We start from the raw sequence: 25,085 nt of genomic DNA, 5'->3' as shown, positions 1-25,085 counted from the left end.
CGACCGGGTGGCCGTCGCCCTGGACGCCGACGCTGCGGACGTCGGCCAGCAGCACCACCGGGCGCTGCCAGATCTCGCGGTCCAGGCCCGCGGCCGTCAGCTGCTCGCGGACGCCTCCCACAGCCCGCCCACGTTGTGGTGGGACTTGATGTTCGCCGTGCCGGTGCCGCCGCCGGACTCCACCACGTCCGGACAGAGCGTGCCCTGCACCAGGAACGCCACGCCGATGGCCTTGCCGACGGGCAGTCCGTCGCGCCGGACGGCGGTGCCGACGCCGACATCATCGAAGCGCTTCGATGTTCAGTCAGGGCCCTGATTCTGTCAAGAGATCGCGCGACAACGGCTTGGTGCGCCCGCTGAAACCCCTCGGCAACGATGCCAATTCCCCTCGAACTTCTGCCGCAAGGCTTGTGCGCTCCGCTGAGGGCTCCTAGCCTCAACCGCGTCGAAGCGCTTCGATCATTCGTCTTACCTATGAGCTGAGGAGGGTCGCTGACGTCATGCCGAACCCACGCTCCGGGCTGAGCCGGAGAAGTTGGAGAGGCTGCCGCCGCAGGACGTGCTCCACCAGTTCGTGGTACGCCGCCAGCGGCCAAGTGCCCAGCCTCGCCGTACAGACCGCCGTGGTGATCCTCGCGCTGCTGCGCGTCGCCGTCCTCCCCCCCTTCGTCCGGCGGCACTTCACGAAGGGCATGCTCATCGGCGCCGTCAAGGGCTGAAACGTCCCCCCACAGATCCCGCCCCCACACCAAGAGGAGACAGCCGGTGACCGCGCTCAGCGACGCGCCCAGGGGCGGTTGCACACCGTCAACCTCGCTGGGGCGGACTCATTCATCCAGGCGATGTCCGTGTGCCGCGCGAGTCGAAGACCAACCTCTCGTACCCCTCGTATCCATCGCGAAGGAGAACATCATGCGACGACGCGCGTTCACCGCCTCCCTCGGCGCGGCCGCGGTCGCGGTCGCGGCCGGCGCCCTGCCCGCCCCGGCCTTCGCCAAGCCCGGCCGGCAGTCCAAGGACGCCTACACCTGGAAGAACGTCGTAGTCAACTGCGGCGGGTTCGTGCCCGGCATCATCTTCAACGAGACCGAGCCGAACCTCATCTACGCCCGCACCGACGTCGCCGGTGCCTTTCGGTGGCAGGAGGACACCCGGACCTGGAAGCAGCTGATGGACTGGGTCAGCCGCGACAAGTGGGGCTACCAGGGCGTGGTCTCGATGGCCTCCGACCCGGTCGAGACCGACCGCGTCTACGCCGCGGTCGGCGCTTACACCACCGACTGGGACCCGAACAACGGCGCCGTCCTCTACTCCGATGACCGCGGCGAAACCTGGGGCGTGGCCGAACTACCGTTCAAGCAGGGCGGCAACATGCCCGGCCGCGGCATGGGCGAGCGCCTGGCCGTCAACCCCGCCGACAACGCCGAGCTCTACCTGGGCACCCCCAGCGGGAACGGGCTGTGGCGCTCGCGCGACTACGGCCGCACCTGGGCGGCGGTCGAGAACTTCCCCAACCCCGGCAACTTCGTCGTCGACCCCACCAACGACTACCTGGCCGACAACCAGGGCGTGATCTGGATCGACTTCGACCAGATCGGCGGCAACATCTATGTGGGCGTGGCCGACCCGGACGACCCGCTGTACGTGTCCGAGGACGGCGGCGCGACCTGGCAGCCCGTGCCCGGCGCGGCCGAAGCGCTCGGCGTGGTGGACGGGAACCGCACCATCCCCAAGCAGTCCGCGGTGGACAACGCGAACGGGTACCTGTACATCGTCACCGGCTGGGACCCCGGCCCCTACAACGGTGCACCCGCCTCGGGCAACGGCGGCCAGATCTGGCGGCTGGCGACCCAGACCGGCGAATGGACCGACGTCACCCCCGCCTACAACCCGCGAGGTCCGATCCCCGGCTTCGGCGGTGTGACCGTCGACCGCCAGAACCCCGGCACGCTCATGGCGGCCACGTGCAACAACTGGGCGCCCGACGAGATCCTCTACCGCTCCACCGATTCGGGCGAGACCTGGCAGATCAGCTGGGACTACGCGGAGGGCGAGGAGCGCACCGACCGCTTCGTCATGGACAACACCGGCTCACCGTGGCTGGACTGGCGCGGCGAAGACCAGGGCCCGGCGTACGCGGTCAAGCACGGGTGGATGATCGATGGACTGGCGATCGACCCGCACAACTCCGACCGCATCATGTGGGGCACCGGCGCCACCATCTGGGGCACCGAGAGCCTCACGCGATGGGACACCCAGGGCGAGCTGATCGGCCAGAACGAGGCCGGCGAGCGCATCGCCCTGCCCGTCGAGAAGTTCACGGTCGGGGTGCGGGCCGAAGGGATAGAAATGACCTGGGTCCGCGACCTCGCGGCGCTCGGCGGCACCCTCGTCTCCGCCATGGGCGACGTCAACGGCTTCGTCCACACCGACCTCGACCGGGCCGAGCAGATGATCCACTCCGGCTGGGGCGGCACCAGTCTCGACTACGCCGCGTCCGACCCGGACGTCATCGTCGGCAGCGGGGACGTCAACGACGTGGACAGCCACGTCATCGTCTCCACCGACCGCGGCAAGACCTGGCAGGAGGCGACACGGCTCGAAGGCGCCCAGGGCAACAGCGGCGGCGTCGTCGCGATCACCGCCGACGCCGCCGCGCTCCTGTGGTCCCCCAGCAGCACCGACATCACGCCGGTCCACAGCACCGACCTGGGCCAGACCTGGAACCCGGTCCAGGGACTCCCGGCAGGGGCCAGGATCCGGTCCGACCGCGTCAACCCGTCGGTCCTGTACGCCTTCTCCGGCGGCAGGTTCTTCCGCAGCACCGACGCGGGCGCGACGTTCACCGACACCGGGGCGACCGGCCTGCCCGCCGAAGGCGTCGACGACTTCAGGGTCGCACCCGGCCACCAGGGCCATGTCTGGCTCGCCGGGCGCAGCGACAAAGCGGAGGTCGCGACCGGCTTGTGGCGCTCCAAGGACGGCGGCACGACCTGGCAGCGCATCCGCGCGATCGATTTGGCGATCGGTGTCGGCTTCGGCAAGGCCGCCGAGCGATCCGGTTACCCGGCGATCTACACCTCGGCCACGGTCGCAGGCCAGGACGGCATCTTCCGCTCGACCGACGGCGGCGACCGCTGGTTCCGCATCAACGACGACGCCCACCAGTGGGCCTTCGCCGGAAGCGCCATCACCGGCGACCCGCACATCTTCGGCCGCGTCTATCTGTCAGCACGCGGCGTGATCTACGGCGACATCGCCGACTGACGGAGCAGGCCGCCCCGCGCGACGCGGGGCGGCCTCCAACCCGAAGGCCGACGCCGGCGCCGGCAGCCACATCCGGCCCGACTGGATTGAACACCGCGTGAGGGAGAACGAACATGACCGGAACGCACCGCGAGAGCCTGCCCGGATGGGTGAAGGAGGCGAGCCTCGGCATCTTCATCCACTGGGGACCGTACGCGGTTCCCGCCTGGGCCGAGCCGGAACACGTGGCAGGCGAACCCGAGCCCGAAGGCGGGTGGTTCAAGCACTGCTCCTATGCCGAGTGGTACGCCAACACCATCCGCATCGAAGGGTCGCCGGCGGCGGCGCACCATGCCGAGGTCCACGGGTCGGCGCCTTACGAGGACTTCCTCGACCAGTGGAAGGCCGAAGCCTACGACCCCGCCGCATGGGCGCGGCTGTTCCGGGCACTTGGGGCGGACTACGTCGTGCCCGTCACGAAGCACCACGACGGGGTGACGCTGTGGGACGCCCCCGGCAGCGACGGCTTCAACACCGTCGACCGCGGCCCGAAGCGCGACCTGCTCGGCCCGCTCGCGGAGGCCGTGCGCGCGGAGGGGATGCGCTTCGGCGTCTACTACTCCGGCGGCCTCGACTGGTCGATCACCGACTACCCGCCGATCGTGGAGGGCGAGGACATCTGGCGGTTCCGCCCCAACGACGCCGCCTACGCCGCCTACGCCACCGCGCACGTCCGGGACCTGATCGACCGCTACGCGCCCTCGGTGCTCTGGAACGACATCGAATGGCCCGAGGCGGGCAAGGAAGACGGCTCGCTCGTCGACCTGATCGCCCACTACCGCGACGCGGTCCCCGACGGGATCGTGAACGACCGCTGGGGCGCCGACGTCTGGGACTACCGCACGAGCGAGTACTCGATGGGCGCCGACCACGAGACCGGCTCCGGCTGGGAGCACAACCGCGGACTCGGATCCTCCTTCGGCTACAACCGGGTCGAGGACGAATCGTTCACCCTCAGCCCCCGCGAGCTGGCGAAGCACTACGCGGACGTGGTTTCCCGTGGTGGCCGGCTGCTGCTCAACGTCGGACCCGATGCCGCCGGCCGCATCCCCGACGTCCAGGTCCGCACCCTCGAAGGCGCGGCCGCGTGGATGACCGGGGTGAAGCCGTACACCACCGACCGGCGGTTCCCGGGTGACGCCGAAGTCACCGTGTCCGCCGAGGCCGACAACTGGTACCGGACCTGGGCGAGCGGCGACAAGCTCGTCGTGATCGCCGACCGGCCCGAAGCCGTCCGCGTCACCGCGCCGGGCTACGAGACCGTGGCCATCGCCCTGCCCGAACAGGAGCGGTGAACAGGGCCGCCCGCTGCTACGCGCTCCGCGTTTCCGGCCTCGCCAGTCAGGACCCCGGTCCGTCCCCGGGGCTCACCGCCCCAGGGACGGACCGGTCCCGCATCCGCACTCATCCCGGAAGGACACCATGAAACGCTTACTGCGCATCCGATCGCGGATCGCCTTGGCGGCGGCCGCGATCGCGGCCATGGTCATCACCGCCACCCCACCGGCCACCGCCCAGCAGTCACCACCCCCGGTACAGGCGGCTGAGCTCACCTCGACCTACCAGTGGTCCTCGACAGGGCCGGTGATCTCGCCGCAGCCCGACGCGGACCACCCCGTCGTCTCGGTCAAGGACCCCACCGTGGTCCGCTACAACGGCGAGTGGCTGGTCTACATGACCACCGCCGACACCTCCGGCGCCTGGGGGCTGGCCTACACCAGTTTCTCCGACTGGTCCCAGGCCCCCAGTGCGCCGCAGCAGTTCCTGGACACCAACCCGAACCTCACCGGCTGGTACACCGCCGCGCCGCAGCTCTTCCACTTCGCCCCGCGCGACGAGTGGTACCTGGTCTACCAGACCGGGCCGCCCTCGTACTCGGTCAGCAAGGACCCGACCGACCCCATGAGCTGGTCGGCACCGCGGCAGTTCATGGACGTCGGCGGCCTGCTCGATTTCTGGGTCATCTGCGACGACGCCATGTGCTACCTGTTCTCCGCCGACGACGACGGCCGCGTCTACCGCGCCGAGACCACTGTCGGGGAGTTCCCGAACGGCTTCCGCAACAACAGGGTCGTCCTCCAGGACCCGGACCCCAAGCGGCTCTTCGAGGGCGGCGCCGTCTACAAAGTCGATGGCACCGACCAGTACCTGCTGATGTGGGAGGCCGGCGACTCGCAGTGGCGCCGCTACTACCGGGCCTTCACCGCCACGAGCCTCGACGGCCCGTGGGAGCCGCTGGCCGCCGAGGAGTCCAACCCGTTCGCCCGCTCCACCAACATCTCCTTCCCCGGTGGCGCCTGGACCGAGCACATCAGCCACGGCGAACTCCTCCGCTCCGGCTACGACCAGCGCATGACCATCGACCCGTGCAACCTCCAACTGCTCTACCAGGGCCACTCCTCCGACATCCCGCCGGACACCCCCTACTCCCAGATGCCCTACCGGCTCGCTCTGGCCACGCAGACCAACTCGGACTGCGGCGGCGGCACCGGATCGGGCCAGGTCGTCGGCACCGGTTCGGGCACATGCCTCGACGTCCCCGGCCAGGCGACGGCCGACGGCACCCAGACGCAGATCTGGGACTGCAACGGAGGGGCCAACCAGCGGTGGACCCTCTCGTCCTCCGGTGAGCTGTCGGTCTACTCCGGCTCCTCGCGCAAGTGCCTCGACGCCGGCGGAGGCGGCACCGGCGACGGCACGGCCGCGGTCATCTGGACCTGCCACGGGGGATCGAACCAGCAATGGCGCCTGAACGGCGACGGCACCATCAGATCAGTCCAATCAGGACTGTGTCTCGACGTCTCCGGCTGGGGCACGGCCAACGGGACCCCGGTTCACTTGTGGACCTGCCACGGCGGCGCCAACCAGCAGTGGACGCTCACCTAGTTCCGATTCGCGAGCACCGATCCGAGGCGCCCGGACTCGTCTCCCGGCGCCTCGGACCCCGCCTGTCCCACGGTCCCCCTGACAACGAAGGAACGAGCCCATGTCCACGGTCATCCGATTGCGCCGCGGCGCGACAGCGGTCTTCGCGATCGCGCTCGTGCTGGCCTCCGCGCTGATGGTCTTCGTGACCCCCAAGGCGGCGCACGCCGCCCAGCTCCAGCAGATCACGAACTTCGGGAACAATCCCGGCAACCTCGAGATGTACCTGTACGTGCCGGACAACGTCCCCGCGGACCCGGCGATCGTGGTGGGCAACCACTGGTGCACCGGGTCCGCGACCGACTTCCACAACGGCACGCAGTTCGACGAACTCGCCAACCAGTACGGCTACATCGTCATCTACCCCTCGGTCACCCGCAGCAGCAAATGCTTCGACGTCGCCTCCCAGGCCTCGCTCAGCGGCACCGGCGGCGACTCGGTCAGCATCAAGTCGATGGTCGACTACACCCTCGCCAACTATGGGGCCGACCCGAACCGGATCTACGCCACCGGCGTGTCCTCGGGTGCGATGATGACCAACGTCCTGCTCGGGGTCTACCCCGAGGTGTTCAAGGCCGGGTCGGCCTACGCCGGCGTCCCGTTCACCTGCTTCGCCACCACCAACGGCTCGGAGTGGAACAGCGACTGCGCGACCGGGACCATCGACCGCACGCCACAGCAGTGGGGCGACGCGGTCCGGAACGCCAACCCCGGCTACAACGGGCCCTGGCCGCGCATGCAGATCTGGCACGGCACCGAGGACGAGGCGCTCTACTACCCGAACTTCCAAGAGCAGATCGACCAGTGGACCAACGTCAGCGCCACCGACCAGACGCCGGAGTTCACCGACCATCCGCAGTCGAACTGGACCCGCACCCGCTACGGCGGCACCGGCGGCCAGGCCCCGGTCGAGGCGATCAGCATGGAGGGCGTCAACCACGGCCTGCCGCACCAGCCCGCCGAGACACTCCGCTTCTTCGGCCTGACCGCGTCCACCGGCGAGGGCCCGGGCGACGACCTATGACGTGGAGGTCCAGGAGATCCGGGGCGACGCGGTGGTGGCCGTCACTCCCATTCGATCGTGCCGGGGGGCTTGCTCGTGATGTCCAGTGTGACCCTGTTCACGTCGCGGACCTCGTTGGTGATCCGTGTGGAGATCTTCGCGAGCAGGTCGTAGGGCAGGCGTGACCAGTCCGCCGTCATCGCGTCCTCGGACGAGACCGGGCGCAGCACCACCGGGTGGCCGTAGGTGCGGCCGTCGCCCTGGACGCCGACGCTGCGGACGTCGGCCAGCAGCACCACCGGGCACTGCCAGATCTCGCGGTCCAGGCCCGCCGCCGTCAGCTCCTCGCGGACGATCGCGTCCGCCTCGCGCAGCAGGTCCAGCCGCTCGCGGGTGATCTCGCCGACGATGCGGATGCCGAGGCCGGGGCCGGGGAACGGCTGGCGGTGGACGATCTCGTCCGGCAGGCCGAGCTCCTGCCCGACCATCCGCACCTCGTCCTTGAACAGCTTGCGCAGCGGCTCGATCAGCTCGAACTCGAGGTCCTCGGGGAGCCCGCCCACGTTGTGGTGGGACTTGATGTTCGCCGTGCCGGTGCCGCCGCCGGATTCCACCACGTCCGGGTAGAGCGTGCCCTGCACCAGGAACGCCACGTCCTCGCCCACCGCGCCCGCCTCGGCGACCAGCTCGGCCTGCGCCTGCTCGAAGACCCGGATGAACTCCCGGCCGATGATCTTCCGCTTCTGCTCCGGGTCGCTGACCCCGGCCAGCGCGGAGAGGAAACGGTCGGCCGCGTCCACGACGCGCAGCTTGACGCCGGTCGCGGCCACGAAGTCCTTCTCGACCTGCTCGGTCTCGCCCTTGCGCATCAGCCCGTGGTCCACGTACACGCAGGTGAGCTGGTCGCCGATGGCGCGGTTGACCAGGGCGGCCGCGACCGCGGAGTCCACGCCGCCGGACAGCGCGCAGATGGCGCGCTTGCCGCCGACCCGCTCGCGGATCGCGGCGACCTGCTCGTCGACGATGCTGCCGGTGGTCCAGCTCGGGGTGATCCCGGCGCCCCGGTACAGGAAGTGTTCGAGCACCTGCTGCCCGTAGGTGGAGTGCATCACCTCGGGGTGGTGCTGGACGCCGTAAAGCCGCCGCTCGTCGTCCTCGAACGCGGCCACCGGAACGGTCTCGGTGGCGGCCGTCACGGTGAAGCCCTCCGGGGCGGCGGAGCAGGCGTCGCCGTGCGACATCCAGACCTGCTGCTCGTCCGGGGTGCCCTCGAAGAGGGTGGAGGAGGAGCGGGTCACGCTCAGCGCGGTGCGGCCGTACTCGCGCGCGCCGGTGTTGTCGACGGTGCCGCCCAGCGCCTGGGCCATGAGCTGGAACCCGTAGCACATGCCGAACACCGGCACACCGGCCTCGAAGATCGAGCGGTCCATGCCCGGGGCGTCCTCGGCGTAGACCGATGACGGGCCGCCGGAGAGGATGATCGCGCGCGGTCGCTTCGCAAGGATCTCGGCCACCGGCATGGTGGACGGAACGATCTCGCTGTAGACCCGCGCCTCACGCACCCGGCGGGCGATGAGCTGGGCGTACTGGGCGCCGAAATCGACAACGAGAACCGTGTCGGTGTCCGTGTCTGCCACGAATGAGCTGCCTTTCTTGCCTTCCTTGCGTCGTATGAGTCTACCGACCGCGGCTTGGCCCCGGCCCGGCCTCGCTGGCATACTCACGGCATGCTTCGCGTCACGCACACCCGCTCCTTTACCTATGGCACCGGCCCGGCCGGCTGCCGTCAGGAGCGCCACGCGCGGCGCTGACCAGCGACAACCACAACGCCCCGGGCCCGGAAACGGCCGCCCGGGGCGTTCGCGCGTCCGGGGGCGGCGAATGACCGGGCCGGCCATCCGATTCCTGGGAGACCCCGGCATGAACACCACCGAAGACGAGGCGACCGCGGTGATCGCCGACGCCCGCACCCGCATCGACGACCTGGACGCGCGCATCGCCGAGCTCGTCAGAGAACGCATCACCGTGTCCGAACAGATCCAGCGCACGCGCATCGCGGCGGGCGGGCGGCGCGTGCACCTCTCCCGCGAGCTGGAGATCCTGCGCCGCTACCGGGAGGCGCTGGGGCGGCCCGGCACCCAGCTCGCGATGACGTTGCTCGAACTGTGCCGGGGTCGCGGCACCTCCGAGCGCTGAACTCGTTGGCGGCAAGTCACCCGTACGGAGCGTGACCGCCCCCGGCGGGCTTCGTTGAAGGGGTTGTCCCCGGGGCGATGAGGCGCCCCGGCCCCCGCGGTGTGGCGGGGGCCGCGCGCCGTGGGACCTCGCTCCGGTGCGGTGGCCGGGCAGCAGGGGACAGCAGGCCGGTCACGTCCTGGCGGGCGGCCGGTTCCCGGGACGCCGGGGGCCGGCCGCCGCGCTCTTGCACGAGGGATTCCGCATCGCCCACGATGCGGGAAGGACAGCTTCAGACCTGTTGGCGGACCGTGGCGCACCCCCCTCCAATGGTCCGGCCAACGGCGGCGGCGCCTGCCCCCGGGCGCCGCTCCCCAGCACCGGCGCCGCCCTGTCGCCCGTGCTGACGCGGGAGCCCCGGCCCCTCGGGCCGGGGCTCCTCGCCGTCTCCGGCGCTCCCGCCCCGGAACCGCCCCCGGGGACCACCCGTCGAATCTGCGCCCGATGCTCCTTACCAACCCGCGGGGAACGAGGCACACATGAAGCTTCCGTGGCTGTTTCGTGACCATGGTCGGCGCAACCCCCCAGCGCCGTGGCCGGTCATACCCCATGCAATACCGGATCAGGCTCTCTGGAGGCGTCGATGAGGCCGCGCCCCGTCACCCGCGCCGCGGCGGCGACAGCGGTGACCGCAGCCGCGCTGCTCGGCGCCGCCGGGCCCGCGAGCGCCTCGTCCGGCCCGGAGTGCCCGGACTGGTCCGCCGAGTCCGAGAAGCCGGCCGAACTGCCGGACATGCCGGACACGATGGTGGCAGGCGAGTGGTCGGAGTTCACCTTCCGGGTCGTCAACGACTTCGGCGAGCCGGTCGACTCGCTGCACACGTTCCTGCGGCTGGAGACCAACAGCGACGTCAACGCGGCGCCGGAGCTCGTGCCCGAGATCCAGTGGCGGCCGGACGGCGAGTGGCTGGACATCGGCGATCCGGCCGGCTTCTTCGCCGACGCCGGACCGCTGGAGCCGGACGCGTACGCGGAGGTGCCGGTGCGGGTGCGGCTGCCCGCGGACACCTTGCACGAGGCCGAGTGGTTCATCGACTCCGGCGTCTTCGTCAACCGCGACGGGTCCTGCCAACTGTCCGACTGGAGCACCTACGACGTGGACTTCGTCGCCCCGGGCACCGACATCGGCCCGCCGCGCCCGGCCGAGGGGGCGCAGGTGCTCGGCAACAGCCAGGCGCCCGAGGGGGATTACCCGCCGCTGCCGGCCGGGGGCACGGGGCCCTTCGCGGCGTCCGGCGGTGACTCCTCGTCGGCCGGTCCGCCGGTGTACGCCGTGGCGGGCGTCACCACCCTGGCGATCGGCGGCGGCACCGCGTTCCTGCTGCACCGCAGGCGCGGCACCCGGGCCTGAGGGCCCGCAGGGACCGAAGGGGTCCGTTCCCATTCCCCCGAGGAACGGGCCCCTTCGCCATCACGTGGACTCCTTCTCCTGCGCCCCCATCCCCTCGCCCCGCGGCGGGACTTCGGGAACCGGGAGGACAACGGCCGTGCGCAGCGCGGCGAACGCCGACTCCGGGACGGCGGGGGCGGCCGGCGGGACCGGCGGCAGCGGCACATAGGCGGCGCCCTGCGGCGGCCGGGGGTCGGGCTCGCCCTTGTTGGGCCACAGCGCCATGGCGCGCTCGGCCTGGGCGGTGATGGTCAGCGCGGGGTTGACGCCGAGGTTGGCGGAGACGGCCGAGCCGTCCACGACCGTGATGCCCGGGTGGCCCCAGAGGCGGTGATACGGGTCCACCACGCCCTGTTCGGGGTCCGCGCCGATGGCGCAGCCGCCGAGGAAGTGGGCGGTCATCGGCGTGCCGATCAGTTCGCCGACGTTCGTGCCCGCGAAGCCGTTGATGTCCTCGGCGATGCGCCGGGCCGCCTCGGCGGCCTGCGGTATGTGGTCGGGGTTGGGCGCGCCATGGCCCTGCCGGGCGGTGAGCCGGCCCTTGCCGAGGCCGCGCCGTTTCCGGTACGTGGTCAGCGAGTTGTCGTGGGTCTGCATGATCAGGCCGATGATGGTGCGCTCCGACCATTTGCGGTTGGACAGCGAGATCAGGAAGAGCACCGGGTGGCGCACGCTGGTCAGCGCGTACGACAGCAGCCGGGGCAGCCCGTTCTCCCGCCGGAACTGCTTGATGGACAGGAACCCCATCGCGTTGGAGCCCTTGCCGTAGCGCACCGGCTCGATGTGGGTGTGCTCGTCGGGGTGAACGGAGGAGGTGATCGCCACGCCGCGGGTGAAGTCCGGCTCGGCGTCCGCGCCGTGCCGGGCCCGGTACCGGCGGGGGCTGGTGCGGGCGCCGACCAGCGCCTCGGAGTTGGTGCGGGTCAGCGCGCCGAGCCGGTCGGAGACGCGCGGCAGGGCGCCGCTGTCGCGCATCCGGTGCAGCAGCGTCTGGGTGCCATAGGTGCCGGCGGCCACGATGACATGGCGGGCGCGCAGGGTCCGTTGCGCGCGGCGGCGTCCGCGCCGGGACGCGTTGGTGGGCACGGTGGTGATCACGTGGCCCTCGCCGTCGGGGAGTTCGGTGACGGCGGTGACGGTGGTCAGCGGGTGGACCTCGGCGCCCGCGCGTTCGGCGAGGTGGAGATAGTTCTCGTTGAGGGTGTTCTTGGCGCCGTGCCGGCAGCCGGTCATGCACTCGCCGCACTCGGTGCAGGCGCGCCGGGCGGGTCCGGCGCCGCCGAAGTACGGGTCGGGCGCCTCTCCCCCGGCCGGCGCCGTCGCCGAGCCGTCGCCGTCCCGGCCGTCGCCGAAGAAGACGCCCACGGGCGCCAGATGGAACGTGTCGCCCGCGCCCATCTTCTCGGCCGCCGCCCGCAGATGCCGGTCGGTGGGGGTGAGCGTCGGGTTGAGGCGGACGCCGAGCATGCGCTGGGCCTGGTCGTAGTAGGGCGCCAGTTCCCGCTGCCAGTCGGTGATGTCGCGCCACTGGCGGTCCTGGAAGAACGCGGGCGGCGGCACGTACAGGGTGTTGGCGTAGTTGAGCGAGCCGCCGCCGACCCCGGCGCCCGCCAGGATCATGACATTCCGGAGCAGGTGAATGCGCTGGATGCCGTACAGCCGCAGCCGCGGCGCCCACAGGTAGTTGCGCAGGTCCCAGGACGTCCTGGGCAGGTCGGCGCGGGCGAAGCGGCGGCCCGCCTCCAGGACCGCGACCCGGTAGCCCTTCTCGGCCAGCCGCAGCGCGGAGACCGAGCCGCCGAACCCGGAGCCGACGATCACCACGTCGTAGTCGTCTGCCGTGCTGGTCATCTACCGGAACCTCAGGGTCTTGAGTGCCTTCAGCGAACGGGTCATCAGCGCCGCGTACCCGCGGTCGTCCAGACCGAGGGAGGGCGCCATCGGCAGCAGCCGCTGGTGGGCGACGGTCTGCGGTTCGGTGTACTTGAGGATGCCCTCGGCGCCGTGCCGGCGGCCGAGGCCGGAGTCGCCCATGCCGCCCATCGGGGCCTGGACGCTGCCATAGGCGGCGGCGTACGCCTCGTTGATGTTGACGGTGCCGGTGCGCAGCCGGGCGGCCATGCGCCGGGCGCGGCGCGCGTTGCCGGACCAGATGCTGGAGTTGAGGCCGAAGGTGGTGTCGTTGGCGCGAGCGATGACTTCCTCGTCGTCGGCGAACCGGTAGACGGCGACGACCGGGCCGAACGTCTCCGCCTCGCACGCCAGCATCGGCGGCCGGACGCCCGTCAGGATGGTCGGCTCGTAGAAGTACGGCCCCAGGTCGGGGCGCGGCCGGCCGCCGGCCAGGACCTCGGCGCCGCCCGCGACGGCGTCCTCGACGTGCCGGACGACGGTGTCGAGTTGGGCGCGGGAGGAGAGGGAGCCGAAGTCCGTGCCATAGGCGAGGGGCGCGCCCAGCCGCAGCGCGCGGGTCCGTTCGACGAAGCGCCGCACGAACTCGTCGGCCACCCTCTCCTGCACGAAGACCCGTTCGGCGGAGATGCACAACTGGCCGGCGGAGGAGAAGCAGGCGCGGACGGCGCCCGCCGCCGCCTTGTCGAGGTCGGCGTCGTCCAGTACCACCAGGGCGTTCTTGCCGCCGAGTTCGAGGCTGGCGCCGATGAGCCGCGCGCCGGCGCGTTCGGCGACCTCGCGGCCGGTGCGGGTGGAGCCGGTGAACGTGACGTAGTCCGCGTGCCGGACGACCAGGGGGCCGACGACGGGCCCCTCGCCCAGCACGATCCCCAGCACGTCCTCGGGGAGCCCGGCGTCGATCAGCAGCCGCCGGGCCCACAGGGCGGTCAGCGCGGTCTCGGTGTCGGGCTTCATCACCACCGCGTTGCCCGCGACCAGGGCGGGCAGGGCGTCACCGGCGGAGAGCTCCAGCGGGTAGTTCCACGGCGAGATGTGGCCGACGACCCCGCGCGGGTGACGCAGTTCGGTGACGTGGGTGAGCACGGGGAACGCGCCGGCGTGCCGCCGCGGCCGCAGATAGGCGGGCGCCCGGCGGCCGTAGTGGCGGGCCGCCATGGCGACCGCCTGCACCTCCTCGTGGGCGTGCAGCCTGGCCTTGCCGGTCTCCAACTGAATCAGGTCCAGCACCTCGTCCTGGCGGCGCAGCAGCAGGTCGTGGAAGCGCAGCAGCACGGCGGCGCGGCGCCGGACGGGTCTGCGCGCCCAGTCGGCCTGGGCGGCGCGGGCGCGCGCGAAGGCGGCGGCGACGTCCTCCTCGGTCGCCTCGGGCAGTTCGGCCAGCGGCTCGCCGGTGAGCGGACTGTGGCAGGCGGTCCGGCCGCTGCCCGCGACACCCCGGGTCAGCAGGTCCACGAGCTCTCCGGTGACCAGCCGGGCGGCGTCCGCCCGGGCATCTGACTGCGCTGTCGTCATAGTGCGGAGGGTACGACCGGGCCCCCGACGATGACTACCCGTTGGTAACCGTTTTTCGCCAGTGATCACGGGTCACGACGGGCCGGCGGCCGGGGGCGGCCGGCGAGGGCGCCCAGCAGCGCGCGGGCGGCGGCGACGGCACCGCGACCGCCCGCTCAACCGCCGGCCGGCTCGTAGCTCTCCGCGGTGACGTCGTAGATCTCGCCGAGCCGGTCCCGCTCGGCGGCGGGGCCGGTGGCCATGACGATGTGGTACGCGCCGTCTATCAGCCAGACCCGGTTGTACGCGACCCACTCGCCGTCGTCGTCCCGCCACTCGAATATGCCCTCGGCCCAGGAGACATCGCCGAGCCGCTTCTCGAAGAGGCCGCTGGCGACCCGGTACTGGTAGTCCCGGTAGGCGTCCAGCTCCCGCTGCTGGCCGAGCTGGTAGTCCATCGGCTCGCTGGCGAACTCAGCGGCGCTGTCCCTGCCGGGCACCACCACGATCTCCGCCGAGCCGTCGGCGTAGACGATCTGGCCCTGGTCGTTCTCCGCCTGCCGCTGCCAGCCCTCGGGCACCGTGAGGGCGAAGCCCGCCGCGTCCTCCTGGACGGTGAAACCGTCCGGCGGCGGCGCCGGCTGGTCGTCCTGACCGGCCGGGGACGGCTGGGTGGAGCCCTCCGTCGGCTCATCGGTGGGCTCGTCGTCCTCCGGCGGCGCCGGCGACTCGCCCACGGGCTCCTGGGACTCCGGCGGCGGGGCACCCTGGTCCGGGTTCTCCTCCTCCGACATGAACGCCAGCACATAGGCGACCGCGCCCGCCATGCCGAGCAGCACCAGCGTCAGCAGCGCCCGGCCCAGGCGGCGCGGGCTGCGCGGACGGCGCTGGCGCGGGCGCCGGCGCGGGCCCACCAGCTCACCGCGGCGGCGCACGATCGGCAGCCGCCGGGGATCCGCCGGCCGCCCGGGCTCCAGCGCCGGCGGCGCGGTCACCGTGCGGCGGCCCACCTCGGGCTCCGGCGCGCTGCGCAGCAACGACCGCAGCCAGCCGCGCAGCTCCTCCGCGCTCAGCCGCTCGGTGGGGTCCTGCCGCAGCAGGGACTCGATGATCGGGCGCAGCGCGCCGCAGTCCTCGGCGAACGCCGGCTGCTCCGCGCAGACGGCCTGGGTCAGCTCGGCCGCGCTCTCCTCGGGGTAGGGCGGATAGCCCTGCACCGCGCGGAAGAGCAGCGCGCCCAGCGCCCAGAAGTCGGCGGGCGGGCCGACGGGCGGGGCCAGCCGCCAGTGCTCGTACACCGGACCGGCCTGCTCGGGCGCCCAGCGCTCGGTAACGGCGCCCACGGTCATGATGCGCGCCTGGCGCGCGCGTTCGGCGGCCAGCGCGCTGTCCGGGCCGCGATAACGGTCCTCGCCCGGCGGCACCGCCGCCCGCTCCTGCGGGGCCTGCTGGGTCCGTGGGGGCTGCGGAGCCTGCCGTGCCTGGGGCAACTGCTGGGTGGGCGGCCCCTGTTCGGCGGGCGGCGGGGCCTGCCGGGGGACCGGCTCCCAGCCGGTGCGCACGGGGTGGCTGGGCCGCCCGGCACCGGGCAGCTCGGTCGGACTGGCGCCGCCCTGGGGGCCGTTCCCACTGCCCGGGCGGCGCGCCGCGCCGGCCTGCGTGCCGGCGCGGTACGCGGCGATCGCGCCGCTGCGCGCGGCGCGATCCACGGCGCCCGGCGGCGTGCCCTCGCCGGGCGGCGCGCCGTTGCCCCCCTCGAAGTCCCAGCTCGACGGCAGCTTCTCCCGCGCGCCGGAGCCATGCTGCGCCGCCGGCTCGACCGGGTGGCCGCCCTGCTGCCGCACCCGCGCGACCAGCCCGGCCGCGCCGCCGGGCGGCGGGGTTCCCGGGTCGGGATCGACCCGGGGAACGCTGCCGGTGTCCCAACGCCGGTACGCCTCGGGCCCGTACGGCTGCTCCTCGTACCCGGGCGGCAGTCCGCCCTGCCGCCGCACGCGGGCGGCCAGGTCGGCGTGGCCGGGCGCGCCGGACTCGCCGTGCGGCGGGTGCGGGAGCTGCTGGTGCTGGGGCGGCGGCTGGGTCTGGTGCTGCGGCTGGGCGGGAATCCGCGCCGGGGACGGCGAGGGCTGCTCGGCGGGCGCCCGCTGCCCCGGGTGCGCGGCGAACGTCTCAGGCACATCCGACGGCAACGGGTCGTACCCGCAGAGGACTTCCTCCGCCGCCCCGGCCGCCAGGCCGGTCAGCACCGCGCGCCCGTCCTCGCAGATCATGACGGTGCGAGCGGTGACGTTGCGATGGGTCCAGCCGTGCGCGTGCACGATGCGCAGGGCAGCGAGCAGGTCGGCGGCCACCTCGGCGGCCCGGAACGGGCCGAGGCGCTCCTCCGCCAGCACGGCCGCCAGCGGCCTGGCCGGCACTAATTCACTGACGATCCACAGGCCGTTGCCCTGCACGAAGACGTCGAAGACCTGGTCGAGCCGGGGGTGGTCCGGCAGCCGGGCCGCCGCCACGGCGGCCTCCACCGCCCGGCGCACCACCGGGTCGTCCGGCGTGCGCGTGGCGCGGTCGGCCATGCCGCGCGCCGGCGGCCGGGCCCGCCGGCCGTCGTCGTCCAGCGTCTCGGCGTCCACGATCTCGGGCAACGGCACCTGGCGGACGAGGACTTCCTGTCCGCTGGCCGTGTCGAAGGCACGTGACTCGATGAGCTCAAACTCTTCCGAGGGTGTCCTCGGAAGCCGGTAGCGATCGGCCAACAGCCGACCCGCGAAACTGTCCACGATGCCTCCCCACCGCGTGCAAGCCCCCGCCGGATCCGGTCTCTCACGATACGCGCCGCAGTCTTGCTACGGCTACAGTCTGTCAACTCCTGATGATGCTCAGTCCGGAGATGCTCAATTCAACGGCTGGAATGTCTGAAACGCCGTCTCCCGGAGCGTCCGGCAGGAGCTGTCGTTCCATTCGTCGGCGGGACAGGTGATCATCACCGCGTATCCGTGGTCGTCGTCGATCCGGAAGCCTCTGTTGAGCACATGTACCCGCTCGCCGTTCTCCGTGCGCTCGAACTCCCAGTCGGCGACGGTGGGATAGTCCCGCCACTCCACCGACTCGATGCCGATCAGCTCGTAGTCCGTGCTGTTGCCCCGGACGGCCGGCTCCAGGTCGCGCCAGGCCGCCTCGGCGTCGTCGCCCGGGCTGCTGTTGAAGTCGACCTGCACCTTGGGGGGTCCACCGCCCGGCGCGCTGTATATCCCGCCCGAGTTCTGTCCGGCGATGCCGGTGCGCTCCCAGCCCGCCGGCAGGAATATCCGGAAGTTGAAGTCGGTGTCGGCCACTTCGGCGTAGCCGGCGGGGCTTCCCGGCAGCGAGGCGCTGGGGTCCGTCTCGGGCGAGGTGCCCGGCGGGCCGTCCTCCTCGGGTGACTCGGCGGCGGGGTCGTCGGACTCCGCCGGCTCCCCGTTCGACGGATCGTCCGCCGGGTCGTCGGCGGGCGGGTCGCTCGGTTCCTCGTCGGCCGGGGTCAGGTCGTCGGAGGCCTCACCGCTCTGCCCCCCGGAAGCGGACTCGTCCCCGTCGTCGTCGCCCAGCGTCGAGGCCAGGGCGGCGCCCAGCAGCGCGAGCAGCACGACGACCACGCCGGCGATAATCAGCGTCCGCCGCCGGGCCGCGCCGCCTCCCGCCGGCACCGGCGAGGGCGGCGGCGAGGGCGGCGGCGTGGGGTGGTCGGGCGTTCCCGGGAGGGCCGAGAGCGGGCGCACCGGCGTGGGCGGCGCCTCGGGCACGGCTGTGCCGCCCGCGCCGTCCAGGCCGACGACCAGGGTCCGGTCCTCGCTGCCGGGCGTCGGCGCGGCGGCCTCGGGCTCCTCCAGCGCGGCGGTGAGCAGGCGGCGCGCGCCGGGCTCGTCCAGCCGGCCGGCCGGGGACTTGATCAGCAGTTGGTTGATGACCTCGGTCAGCGGTCCGGCGCGGCGCGGCGGCGGAACGGGGTCGTGCATCACGGCGGCCAGCGTGGCGATCGCGCCGCCCTCGTCGTACGGCGGGCGGCCCTCGACGCAGCAGTAGAGCAGGGCGCCCAGCGACCACATGTCGGCGGGCGCGCCCGGCGCCTCGCCCCGGGCCCGTTCGGGCGAGATGTAGGAGGGGGCGCCGACGAGCATGCCGGTGGAGGTGATCGACGGGTCGCCCTCCACCTTGGCTATGCCGAAGTCGGTGAGCACGACGCGACCGTCCTCGTCGGCGATGAGCACGTTGGACGGCTTGACGTCGCGGTGCAGGATGCCGGCCCCGTGGGCGGCGCGCAGCACGTCCAGGACCGCGAGCCCTGTCCGGGCGGCGCGGCGCGGCGTCATCGGCCCGTCGTGCCGGATGATGTCGGCGAGTGAACGGCCCTCGATGAGCTCCATCACGATCCACGGCCGGGAGCCCTCGTCCACCACGTCGTAGATGGTGACGACGCCCCGGCTGCGGATGGTGGCGATGGCCTTGGCCTCGCGCAGGGTGCGGGTGATCATGCGCCGGCGCTCGGCGTCGTCGACGTCCGGCGGCAGCCGAAGCTCCTTCACCGCGACCGCGCGGCCCAGGACTTCGTCCGTGGCGTGCCAGACGGTGCCCATGCCGCCGCGGCCCACGACGGAGCCGAGGCGGTAGCGCCCGTTCAACAGGCGCGCGGAACGCACCACTTGCGTCGCCCTGTCCCCGGTGTCACCACTGTCACCGGCGTCACTGGCATCGCCGGCGTCACCGGAGTGGGCCTCCGACCCGTCATCCGGCTTCTCGCCCGGCTTCTCGTCAGACTCGTCGTCCGCCTCCGGCACGGCGTCCCGCGGCTCCGCCGCGGCCTTTGGCCCCTTGTCCTCCGGCGCCTCGCCCGCCCCGGCAGCGGGCGTCGCGTCGGCCGGCGCGCTGTCGTCGCGGGCCTTGTCGTCCCGCGCCTCGATGTCCCCGTTGTCTTGGCCCATGCGTCCCCTCCGGCTTCCCCGGCCATTGTCACCCATCCGGCCGACAGCCGGTCCGCGGGGAGCGGCCGGAACGTCAGAGCGGCACGGTGTCCGGGGCGCCGAGCCGGGCCGCGTCCGCCGTCTGGTCGTCCGGCTGCAACTGCGACTCGCGCTCCGCCTCCACCCGCTTCTCGTAGTGCTGCACCTCGCGTTCGACCTGTTCGGGGGTCCAGCCGAGCACCGGAGCCATCAGCTCGGCGCACTCCCGCGCGCTGCGCGTGCCCCGGTCGAACGTCTCGATCGAGATGCGCGTCCGGCGTGTGAGCACGTCCTCCAGATGCCGGGCGCCCTCGTGCGAAGCGGCGTACACGATCTCGGCCTTGAGGTAGTCGTCGGCGGCCGGCAGCGGCTCGCCCAGCGCGGGCCGCTCGGCGATCAGCTCCAGCAGTTCCTCCGTCAGCGAGCCGTAGCGGCGCAGCAGATGCTCCACGCGCGCCTCGTGCAGCCCGGCGCGGGCTGCGAGCCGGGCCCGGGAGTTCCACAGGGCGTCATAGCCCTCGGCGCCGGCGAGCCGGATCTTCTCGGTGCAGCAGTCCGCCACGCGCCGGTCCAGCCCGTGCACGGCGGCGTCCACCGCGTCCTTGGCCATCACCCGGTACGTCGTGTACTTGCCGCCCGCGACCACCACCAGGCCGGGCACCGGGTGCGCGACCGTGTGCTCGCGCGACAGCTTGCTGGTGGCGTCCGACTCCCCGGCGAGCAACGGGCGCAGCCCCGCGTAGACGCCCTCCACGTCGTCCCGGGCGAGCGGCACGGCCAGCACCGAGTTGACGTGGTCGAGCAGGTAGTCAATGTCGGCGCTGGACGCCGCCGGATGCGCCTTGTCCAGGTCCCAGGCGGTGTCCGTGGTGCCGACGATCCAGTGCCGGCCCCAGGGGATGACGAACAGCACGCTGGTCTCGGTGCGCAGGATCAGCCCGGTCGAGGAGTGGATGCGGTCCTTGGGCACCACGAGGTGAATGCCCTTGGAGGCCCGGACGTGGAACTGCCCGCGCTCGGCGATCATCGCCTGGGTGTCGTCCGTCCACACCCCGGTGGCGTTGACGACCTGTTTGGCCCGCACCTCGTAGGCGCCGTCCTGCTCCAGATCGCGCACCTTCACGCCGACCACGCGCTCCCCCTCGCGCAGGAACTCGGTGACCCGCGCGCGGTTGGCCACATGCGCCCCGTAGCCCGCCGCGGTGCGCACGAGCGTGGCCACATAACGGGCGTCGTCCACCTGCGCGTCGTAGTACTGCAACGCGCCGACCAGTGCCTCCTTGCGCAGGCAGGGCGCGACCCGCAGCGCGTGGCGGCGCGTCAGGTGCCGGTGCCGGGGCAGCCCGCGGCCGTGCCCGGAGGACAGCGACATCGCGTCGTAGAGCGCCACGCCGGACCCGGCGTAGAGCCGTTCCCAGCCGCGATGGCGCAACGGGTACAGGAACGGCACGGGCCGCACGAGATGCGGGGCGATACGTTCCAGCAGCAGACCGCGTTCCTTCAGGGCCTCCCGCACCAGGCCGAAGTCGAGCATCTCCAGGTAGCGCAGCCCGCCATGGATCAGCTTGCTGGACCGGCTCGACGTGCCGGACGCCCAGTCCCGCGCCTCGACCAGCCCGGTCGCGAGCCCGCGCGTCACGGCGTCCAGCGCGGTGCCCGCGCCGACCACTCCCCCGCCGATCACGAGCACGTCGAGCTCTCGCTCCGCCATCCGGGCCAGGGCCCCGGCTCGCTGATCCGGTCCCAGTGCGGCTGTCCTCACGCCTGCCTCCCAGTCACGCCCGCTCGTATGCGTACGCCCGCTCGTTCCGGTCGACTTCCGTTATCGATGCTCCCCCATTTCCGTCGCTTTGGCGCGCCATCGGTCCGCCTCGGCGGTCAATCAGCTACATCTGTCATATATGCCCCTAAGCTGACCGCCGGGGGAGATGGGAGCCGACCGCCAATGCCCGCTGATCTCGCCGTTCTCGGGCTGGGGCAGCAGGGACTGCCCACAGCCCGGGCCGCCACCGCCGCCGGCATCGGCACCGTCGGCTTCACGCCCGACCCCGCCGCCGCGGCCGGGCTCAACGCCGGCCGGCCGCCGGCCGACGGCTTCCTCTCCGCCGCTGAGCTGCGCCGCATGCTGGCCGCCGGCTTCCGCGCCACCAGCGAACCGGCGGTGCTCGGCCGGGTGCGCACGGCCCTGATCTGCGCCCCCACCCCGCCCGGCAGCGGGCGCGCGCCCGATCTGGGCGCCGTGCGGGACGCGGCCACGGCGCTCGCGCCTCGGCTGCGCCCCCGGATGCTGGTGGTGCTGGAGTCGGTCGTGCACCCGGGCACCACCCGGAACGTGCTGCGCCCCCTGCTCGAACGCGGCTCCGGGTTGCGCGCCGGGCGCGACTTCCACCTCGCCCACGCCCCCGGCCGCCTCGACCCGGGCAGCCGCACGTTCGGCTACGCCAACACCCCGCGCGTCATCGGCGGCCTCACCCCCGCCTGCACCGAGGCGGCGGCGGCGTTCTACGGGCGGCTGACCGACAAGGTGGTCCGCGCCCGGGGCCTGGCCGAGGCCGAGGCCGTCAAGGTGCTGGAGACGAACTTCCGGCACGTCAACATCGCGCTGGTCAACGAGATGGCTGTGCTCTGCCACGAGCTCGGCATCGACCTGTGGGACGTGGTGCGGTGCGCGGAGACCAAGCCGTTCGGCTTCCAGTCCTTCCGCCCGGGCCCCGGCGTCGGCGGATACACCGCCCCGGCCAACCCCGGCGGCCGGCTCCGCCTCGTCGAGCGGGCCCGCGAGGTCAACGAGCGCATGCCGCGCTACGTCGCCCAGCGCGCCGCCGCGCTGCTCAACGAGCACGGCAAGTCCGCCCGCGGCGCGCACGTCCTGCTCCTCGGCGTGACCTACCGGCCCGACCTGCCCGCCCAAGAGGGCGCCCCGGCACGGGAGATCGCCACCCGGCTGCTCGGCCTGGGCGCGCGGCTCACGTTCCACGACCCCTTCGTCACCCAGTGGCGGGTGGCGGGGCAGCAGATCGCGCGGGCGGACCCGCTCCCCGAGTCGGCCGCCGAGGCGGACCTGACCCTGCTGCTCCAGCCGCACGCCACCTACGACCTCCAGGGCCTGGCCGCCAAGGCCCAACTCCTGCTCGACACCCGGGGTGCCACCCCCGCCGGGAGCGCCCACCGGTTGTGACGCCCTGACCACGTCCCCTAGCGTTCAGGCGAAATTTTCCCCCGGCGCCAAGGTGATGTCCCATGAGCGCAGATCATCGAACAACTCCCAACGCCCGCAAGGCGACCACGCTCAGCCGCCGCTCCTTGCTCGGGCGAACCGCGGCCGGCGCCGGAGTCGCGCTGGCCGGCAGCGTCGGCGTCCTGGCCAGCGCGCCCGGCGCGCTGGCCAGCGAGGCCAGGCGTCCGGCCCACGGCTACGGGCCGCTCGTGCCCGACCCGGAGGGCGTTCTCTCGCTCCCCGAGGGCTTCTCGTACCGCGTCATCACGCGAACCGGCCACACCACGCTGACCACCGGCGAGTCCACCCCCTCCCGCCACGACGGCACCGGTACGTTCGAAGGAAGCCGCGGCGCCGTCCTGCTCGTCGTCAACCACGAGCTGGACGGTCCCCGTTCCGGGTGGGCCAACCCCGTGCCACTCACCGATGGACTCGTGTACGACCCGGCGGCGGCCGGCGGGTGCACCGTCGTGGAGATCGTGGACGGCGGCGACCATGTCACCCAGTGGGTCGGCCTCTCCGGCACCTCCACCAACTGCGCTGGCGGCGCGACTCCTTGGGGCACCTGGCTCACCTGCGAGGAGAACTCCGACCGGGCCGGCGAGAACGGTATGACGAAGGACCACGGGTACGTCTTCGAGGTCGACCCGTACGACCGGGAGGCCAACCTCCACCCGCGGCCCATCAAGGCGCTGGGCAGGTTCGACCACGAGGCCGTCGTCGTCGACCCCCGGCACGGCCACTTCTACCTGACCGAGGACAACAGCGAGCCCAACGGCCTCTTCTACCGCTGGCTCCCGCCGCACGGCTTCCGGGCCGGCCGCGGCCAGTTGCGCACGCTGGCGGACGACGCGGGCCTGCTCCAGGCGTTCCGCTGCTTCGACTCCCGGGGCCGGTTCGTGGACGACCTCTCCCGCACCACCAAGATCGGCACGGTCCACGGCGTCGACTGGGTCGACGTGCCGGACCGCGACGCGCGGGAGACGTCGATCCGGGAGCAGTTCGGCCCGGGCCGGATCACCCGGGCCCGCAAGCTGGAGGGCATGTGGTGGGGGGACGGCGGGGCGTACTTCGTCTCGTCCTACGCCCGCGACGAGAGCCCCGGCGCCCCGCACGACGGCCAGGTGTGGTTCTACGACCCGCAGCGCCGCACGGTGACCCTCAAGGTGCTGCTCTGCGTCAACGAGGACCCGGAGTCGCCGGGCGGCGCGGACGGCCCGGACAACATCACGGTCTCCCCGTACGGCGGCCTGATCATCGCCGAGGACGGCGAGGGGCTCCAGCACCTCTACGGCGCCGACCAGGCCGGCGGCACCTACCCGCTGGCGCGCAACGAGGTCAACATCGGCACGGCGGCCTCACCCGAGTACAGCGAGTTCGCCGGGGTGACGTTCTCCCCCGACGGGGCAACGCTCTACGCGAGCATCCAGGAGCCGGGCATCCTGCTGGCCATCACGGGCCCCTGGCGCCGCGACGCGTGAGCGCCGGGCATCACCGGGAGCGGCCGACCGTGACCTCCACCCGCTGGAACTCCTTGAGCTCCGAGTACCCGGTCGTCGCCATCGCGCGGCGCAGGGCCCCGAAGAAGTTCATCGAGCCGTCGGGGGTCGTCGAGGGACCGGTGAGGATCTCCTCGGTGGTGCCCACCGTGCCCAGGTGCACCTTCTTGCCGCGCGGCACGTCCTCGTGCACGGCCTCCATCCCCCAGTGGTGGCCGCGCCCGGGGGCGTCCGTCGCGCGGGCCAGCGGGGAGCCCATCATCACGGCGTCCGCGCCGCAGGCGATCGCCTTCGGCAGGTCCCCGGACCAGCCGACGCCGCCGTCCGCGATGACATGCACATAACGCCCGCCGGACTCGTCCATGTAGTCCCGGCGGGCGGCGGCCACATCGGCCACCGCGGTGGCCATCGGCACCTGGATGCCCAGCACGTTCCGCGTGGTGTGCGCGGCGCCGCCGCCGAAGCCGACCAGCACCCCGGCCGCTCCGGTGCGCATCAGGTGCAGCGCGGCGGTGTACGTCGCGCAGCCGCCCACGATGACCGGCACGTCGAGCTCGTAGATGAACTGCTTCAGGTTCAGCGGCTCCGCGGCGCCCGAGACGTGCTCCGCCGACACCGTGGTGCCGCGGATCACGAAGATGTCGACGCCCGCGTCCAGCACCGCCTTGGAGAACTGCGCGGTCCGCTGCGGCGACAGCGCCGCCGCGGTGACCACGCCGGCCTCCCGGACCTCGCGGATCCGCCGGAAGATCAGCTCCTCCTGGATCGGCTCGGCGTAGATCTCCTGGAGGCGGCGGTTCGCGGAGGACTCGTCCAGCCCGGCGATCTCCTCCAGCAGCGGCTCCGGGTCCTCGTAACGGGTCCACAGCCCCTCGAGGTTGAGCACCCCGAGCCCGCCGGACTCGCCGATCCTGATGGCCGTGGCCGGCGACACCACCGAGTCCATCGGCGCGGCCAGGAACGGCAGCTCGAAGCGGTAGGCGTCGATCTGCCAGGCGATCGAGACCTCCTTGGGGTCACGGGTCCGCCGGCTGGGCACCACGGCGATGTCGTCGAACGCGTACGCCTGCCGCCCGCGCTTGCCGCGGCCGATCTCGATCTCAGTCACGATGGAACCTTTCCTTGCGAACGG

Annotated in this window: 16 protein-coding genes and 1 pseudogene; 9 read left to right on the top strand and 8 right to left on the bottom strand. The window is 72.6% G+C overall.

The features are described from left to right. Position 1: 1 nt before the first annotated feature. Positions 2–222 (bottom strand): annotated as a pseudogene (locus RM590_RS26770) (glutamine-hydrolyzing GMP synthase); the annotation flags it as partial. Positions 223–596: 374 nt separating this feature from the next. Here RM590_RS26770 and RM590_RS26765 point away from each other — a divergent pair. The 5 genes from RM590_RS26765 (at position 597) to RM590_RS26745 (ending at position 7,255) form a co-directional block, all read left to right on the top strand. Beyond that, the gene (locus RM590_RS26765) at positions 597–719 is read left to right on the top strand and encodes a hypothetical protein (RefSeq protein WP_394813981.1); all 123 of its coding nucleotides are present in this window, start codon (positions 597–599) and stop codon (positions 717–719) included. A 193-nt stretch (positions 720–912) separates the two neighbouring features. Beyond that, a complete protein-coding gene (locus tag RM590_RS26760; protein WP_311707281.1) occupies positions 913–3,267 on the top strand; it encodes a xyloglucanase in 2,355 nt (784 codons plus the stop codon). Between the two features lie 113 nt (positions 3,268–3,380). Next, the gene (locus tag RM590_RS26755) at positions 3,381–4,601 is read left to right on the top strand and encodes an alpha-L-fucosidase (protein WP_311707280.1); all 1,221 of its coding nucleotides are present in this window, start codon (positions 3,381–3,383) and stop codon (positions 4,599–4,601) included. A 127-nt stretch (positions 4,602–4,728) separates the two neighbouring features. After that, on the top strand, positions 4,729–6,192 hold the full coding sequence (locus RM590_RS26750; protein WP_311707279.1) for a non-reducing end alpha-L-arabinofuranosidase family hydrolase: 1,464 nt from the start codon (positions 4,729–4,731) through the stop codon (positions 6,190–6,192). Between the two features lie 100 nt (positions 6,193–6,292). Then, positions 6,293–7,255, top strand: a complete 963-nt coding sequence (locus tag RM590_RS26745) for an extracellular catalytic domain type 1 short-chain-length polyhydroxyalkanoate depolymerase (protein ID WP_394813980.1) — start codon at positions 6,293–6,295, stop codon at positions 7,253–7,255. A gap of 41 nt (positions 7,256–7,296) precedes the next feature. On the opposite strand, the gene guaA is transcribed toward RM590_RS26745, so the two are convergent. Further along, entirely contained in the window at positions 7,297–8,871 is a 1,575-nt protein-coding gene (gene guaA / locus RM590_RS26740) for a glutamine-hydrolyzing GMP synthase (RefSeq protein ID WP_311707278.1), read from the bottom strand. Between the two features lie 283 nt (positions 8,872–9,154). On the opposite strand from guaA, the gene RM590_RS26735 reads away from it, so the two are divergent. Together RM590_RS26735 and RM590_RS26730 are read left to right on the top strand one after the other, a co-directional pair. After that, the gene (locus RM590_RS26735) at positions 9,155–9,430 is read left to right on the top strand and encodes a chorismate mutase (RefSeq protein ID WP_311707277.1); all 276 of its coding nucleotides are present in this window, start codon (positions 9,155–9,157) and stop codon (positions 9,428–9,430) included. Positions 9,431–10,052: 622 nt separating this feature from the next. Continuing rightward, entirely contained in the window at positions 10,053–10,820 is a 768-nt protein-coding gene (locus RM590_RS26730; protein WP_311707276.1) for a hypothetical protein, read from the top strand. A 60-nt stretch (positions 10,821–10,880) separates the two neighbouring features. On the opposite strand, the gene RM590_RS26725 is transcribed toward RM590_RS26730, so the two are convergent. The 5 genes from RM590_RS26725 to RM590_RS26705 form a co-directional block, all read right to left on the bottom strand. Then, positions 10,881–12,710 (bottom strand): GMC family oxidoreductase, encoded by a 1,830-nt coding sequence (locus RM590_RS26725; protein WP_311707275.1) that lies wholly within the window; start codon positions 12,708–12,710, stop codon positions 10,881–10,883. Then, positions 12,711–14,285, bottom strand: a complete 1,575-nt coding sequence (locus tag RM590_RS26720) for a succinic semialdehyde dehydrogenase (protein WP_311707274.1) — start codon at positions 14,283–14,285, stop codon at positions 12,711–12,713. A 155-nt stretch (positions 14,286–14,440) separates the two neighbouring features. Beyond that, positions 14,441–17,041 (bottom strand): serine/threonine protein kinase, encoded by a 2,601-nt coding sequence (locus tag RM590_RS26715; protein ID WP_311707273.1) that lies wholly within the window; start codon positions 17,039–17,041, stop codon positions 14,441–14,443. Positions 17,042–17,155: 114 nt separating this feature from the next. Then, complete coding sequence (locus tag RM590_RS26710; protein ID WP_311707272.1) at positions 17,156–19,219, bottom strand: protein kinase domain-containing protein; 2,064 nt, start codon at positions 19,217–19,219, stop codon at positions 17,156–17,158. A gap of 73 nt (positions 19,220–19,292) precedes the next feature. Then, positions 19,293–20,999: a glycerol-3-phosphate dehydrogenase/oxidase gene (locus RM590_RS26705; RefSeq protein ID WP_311707271.1), complete on the bottom strand. Its 1,707-nt coding sequence runs from the start codon at positions 20,997–20,999 to the stop codon at positions 19,293–19,295. Positions 21,000–21,182: 183 nt separating this feature from the next. Between RM590_RS26705 and RM590_RS26700 the strand changes: the two genes are divergently transcribed. Together RM590_RS26700 and RM590_RS26695 are read left to right on the top strand one after the other, a co-directional pair. Next, a complete protein-coding gene (locus RM590_RS26700; protein WP_311707270.1) occupies positions 21,183–22,415 on the top strand; it encodes a nucleotide sugar dehydrogenase in 1,233 nt (410 codons plus the stop codon). Positions 22,416–22,477: 62 nt separating this feature from the next. Beyond that, the gene (locus RM590_RS26695; protein WP_311707269.1) at positions 22,478–23,935 is read left to right on the top strand and encodes an alkaline phosphatase PhoX; all 1,458 of its coding nucleotides are present in this window, start codon (positions 22,478–22,480) and stop codon (positions 23,933–23,935) included. Between the two features lie 10 nt (positions 23,936–23,945). Here RM590_RS26695 and RM590_RS26690 read toward each other — a convergent pair whose 3' ends face one another. After that, positions 23,946–25,061, bottom strand: coding sequence for a GuaB3 family IMP dehydrogenase-related protein (locus tag RM590_RS26690; RefSeq protein WP_311707268.1), 1,116 nt, complete (start codon positions 25,059–25,061; stop codon positions 23,946–23,948). Positions 25,062–25,085: the final 24 nt, after the last annotated feature.

This window comes from Streptomyces litchfieldiae (genome assembly GCF_031845365.1).
GTDB classification, from domain to species: Bacteria; Actinomycetota; Actinomycetes; order Streptomycetales; family Streptomycetaceae; genus Streptomyces; species Streptomyces litchfieldiae.
Note: the sequence above shows the minus strand (reverse complement) of the source record. Positions and strands in the feature narration are given on the sequence as shown.

Excerpts from the sequence above, each read along its gene's own strand:
- RM590_RS26700 (WP_311707270.1), top strand. The coding sequence starts at position 21,183 with ATGCCCGCTGATCTCGCCGTTCTCGGGCTGGGGCAGCAGGGACTGCCC.
- RM590_RS26730 (WP_311707276.1), top strand. The coding sequence starts at position 10,053 with ATGAGGCCGCGCCCCGTCACCCGCGCCGCGGCGGCGACAGCGGTGACC.
- RM590_RS26710 (WP_311707272.1), bottom strand. The coding sequence starts at position 19,219 with ATGGGCCAAGACAACGGGGACATCGAGGCGCGGGACGACAAGGCCCGC.
- RM590_RS26745 (WP_394813980.1), top strand. The coding sequence starts at position 6,293 with ATGTCCACGGTCATCCGATTGCGCCGCGGCGCGACAGCGGTCTTCGCG.
- RM590_RS26695 (WP_311707269.1), top strand. The coding sequence starts at position 22,478 with ATGAGCGCAGATCATCGAACAACTCCCAACGCCCGCAAGGCGACCACG.
- RM590_RS26750 (WP_311707279.1), top strand. The coding sequence starts at position 4,729 with ATGAAACGCTTACTGCGCATCCGATCGCGGATCGCCTTGGCGGCGGCC.
- RM590_RS26720 (WP_311707274.1), bottom strand. The coding sequence starts at position 14,285 with ATGACGACAGCGCAGTCAGATGCCCGGGCGGACGCCGCCCGGCTGGTC.
- RM590_RS26735 (WP_311707277.1), top strand. The coding sequence starts at position 9,155 with ATGAACACCACCGAAGACGAGGCGACCGCGGTGATCGCCGACGCCCGC.
- RM590_RS26755 (WP_311707280.1), top strand. The coding sequence starts at position 3,381 with ATGACCGGAACGCACCGCGAGAGCCTGCCCGGATGGGTGAAGGAGGCG.
- RM590_RS26725 (WP_311707275.1), bottom strand. The coding sequence starts at position 12,710 with ATGACCAGCACGGCAGACGACTACGACGTGGTGATCGTCGGCTCCGGG.
- RM590_RS26760 (WP_311707281.1), top strand. The coding sequence starts at position 913 with ATGCGACGACGCGCGTTCACCGCCTCCCTCGGCGCGGCCGCGGTCGCG.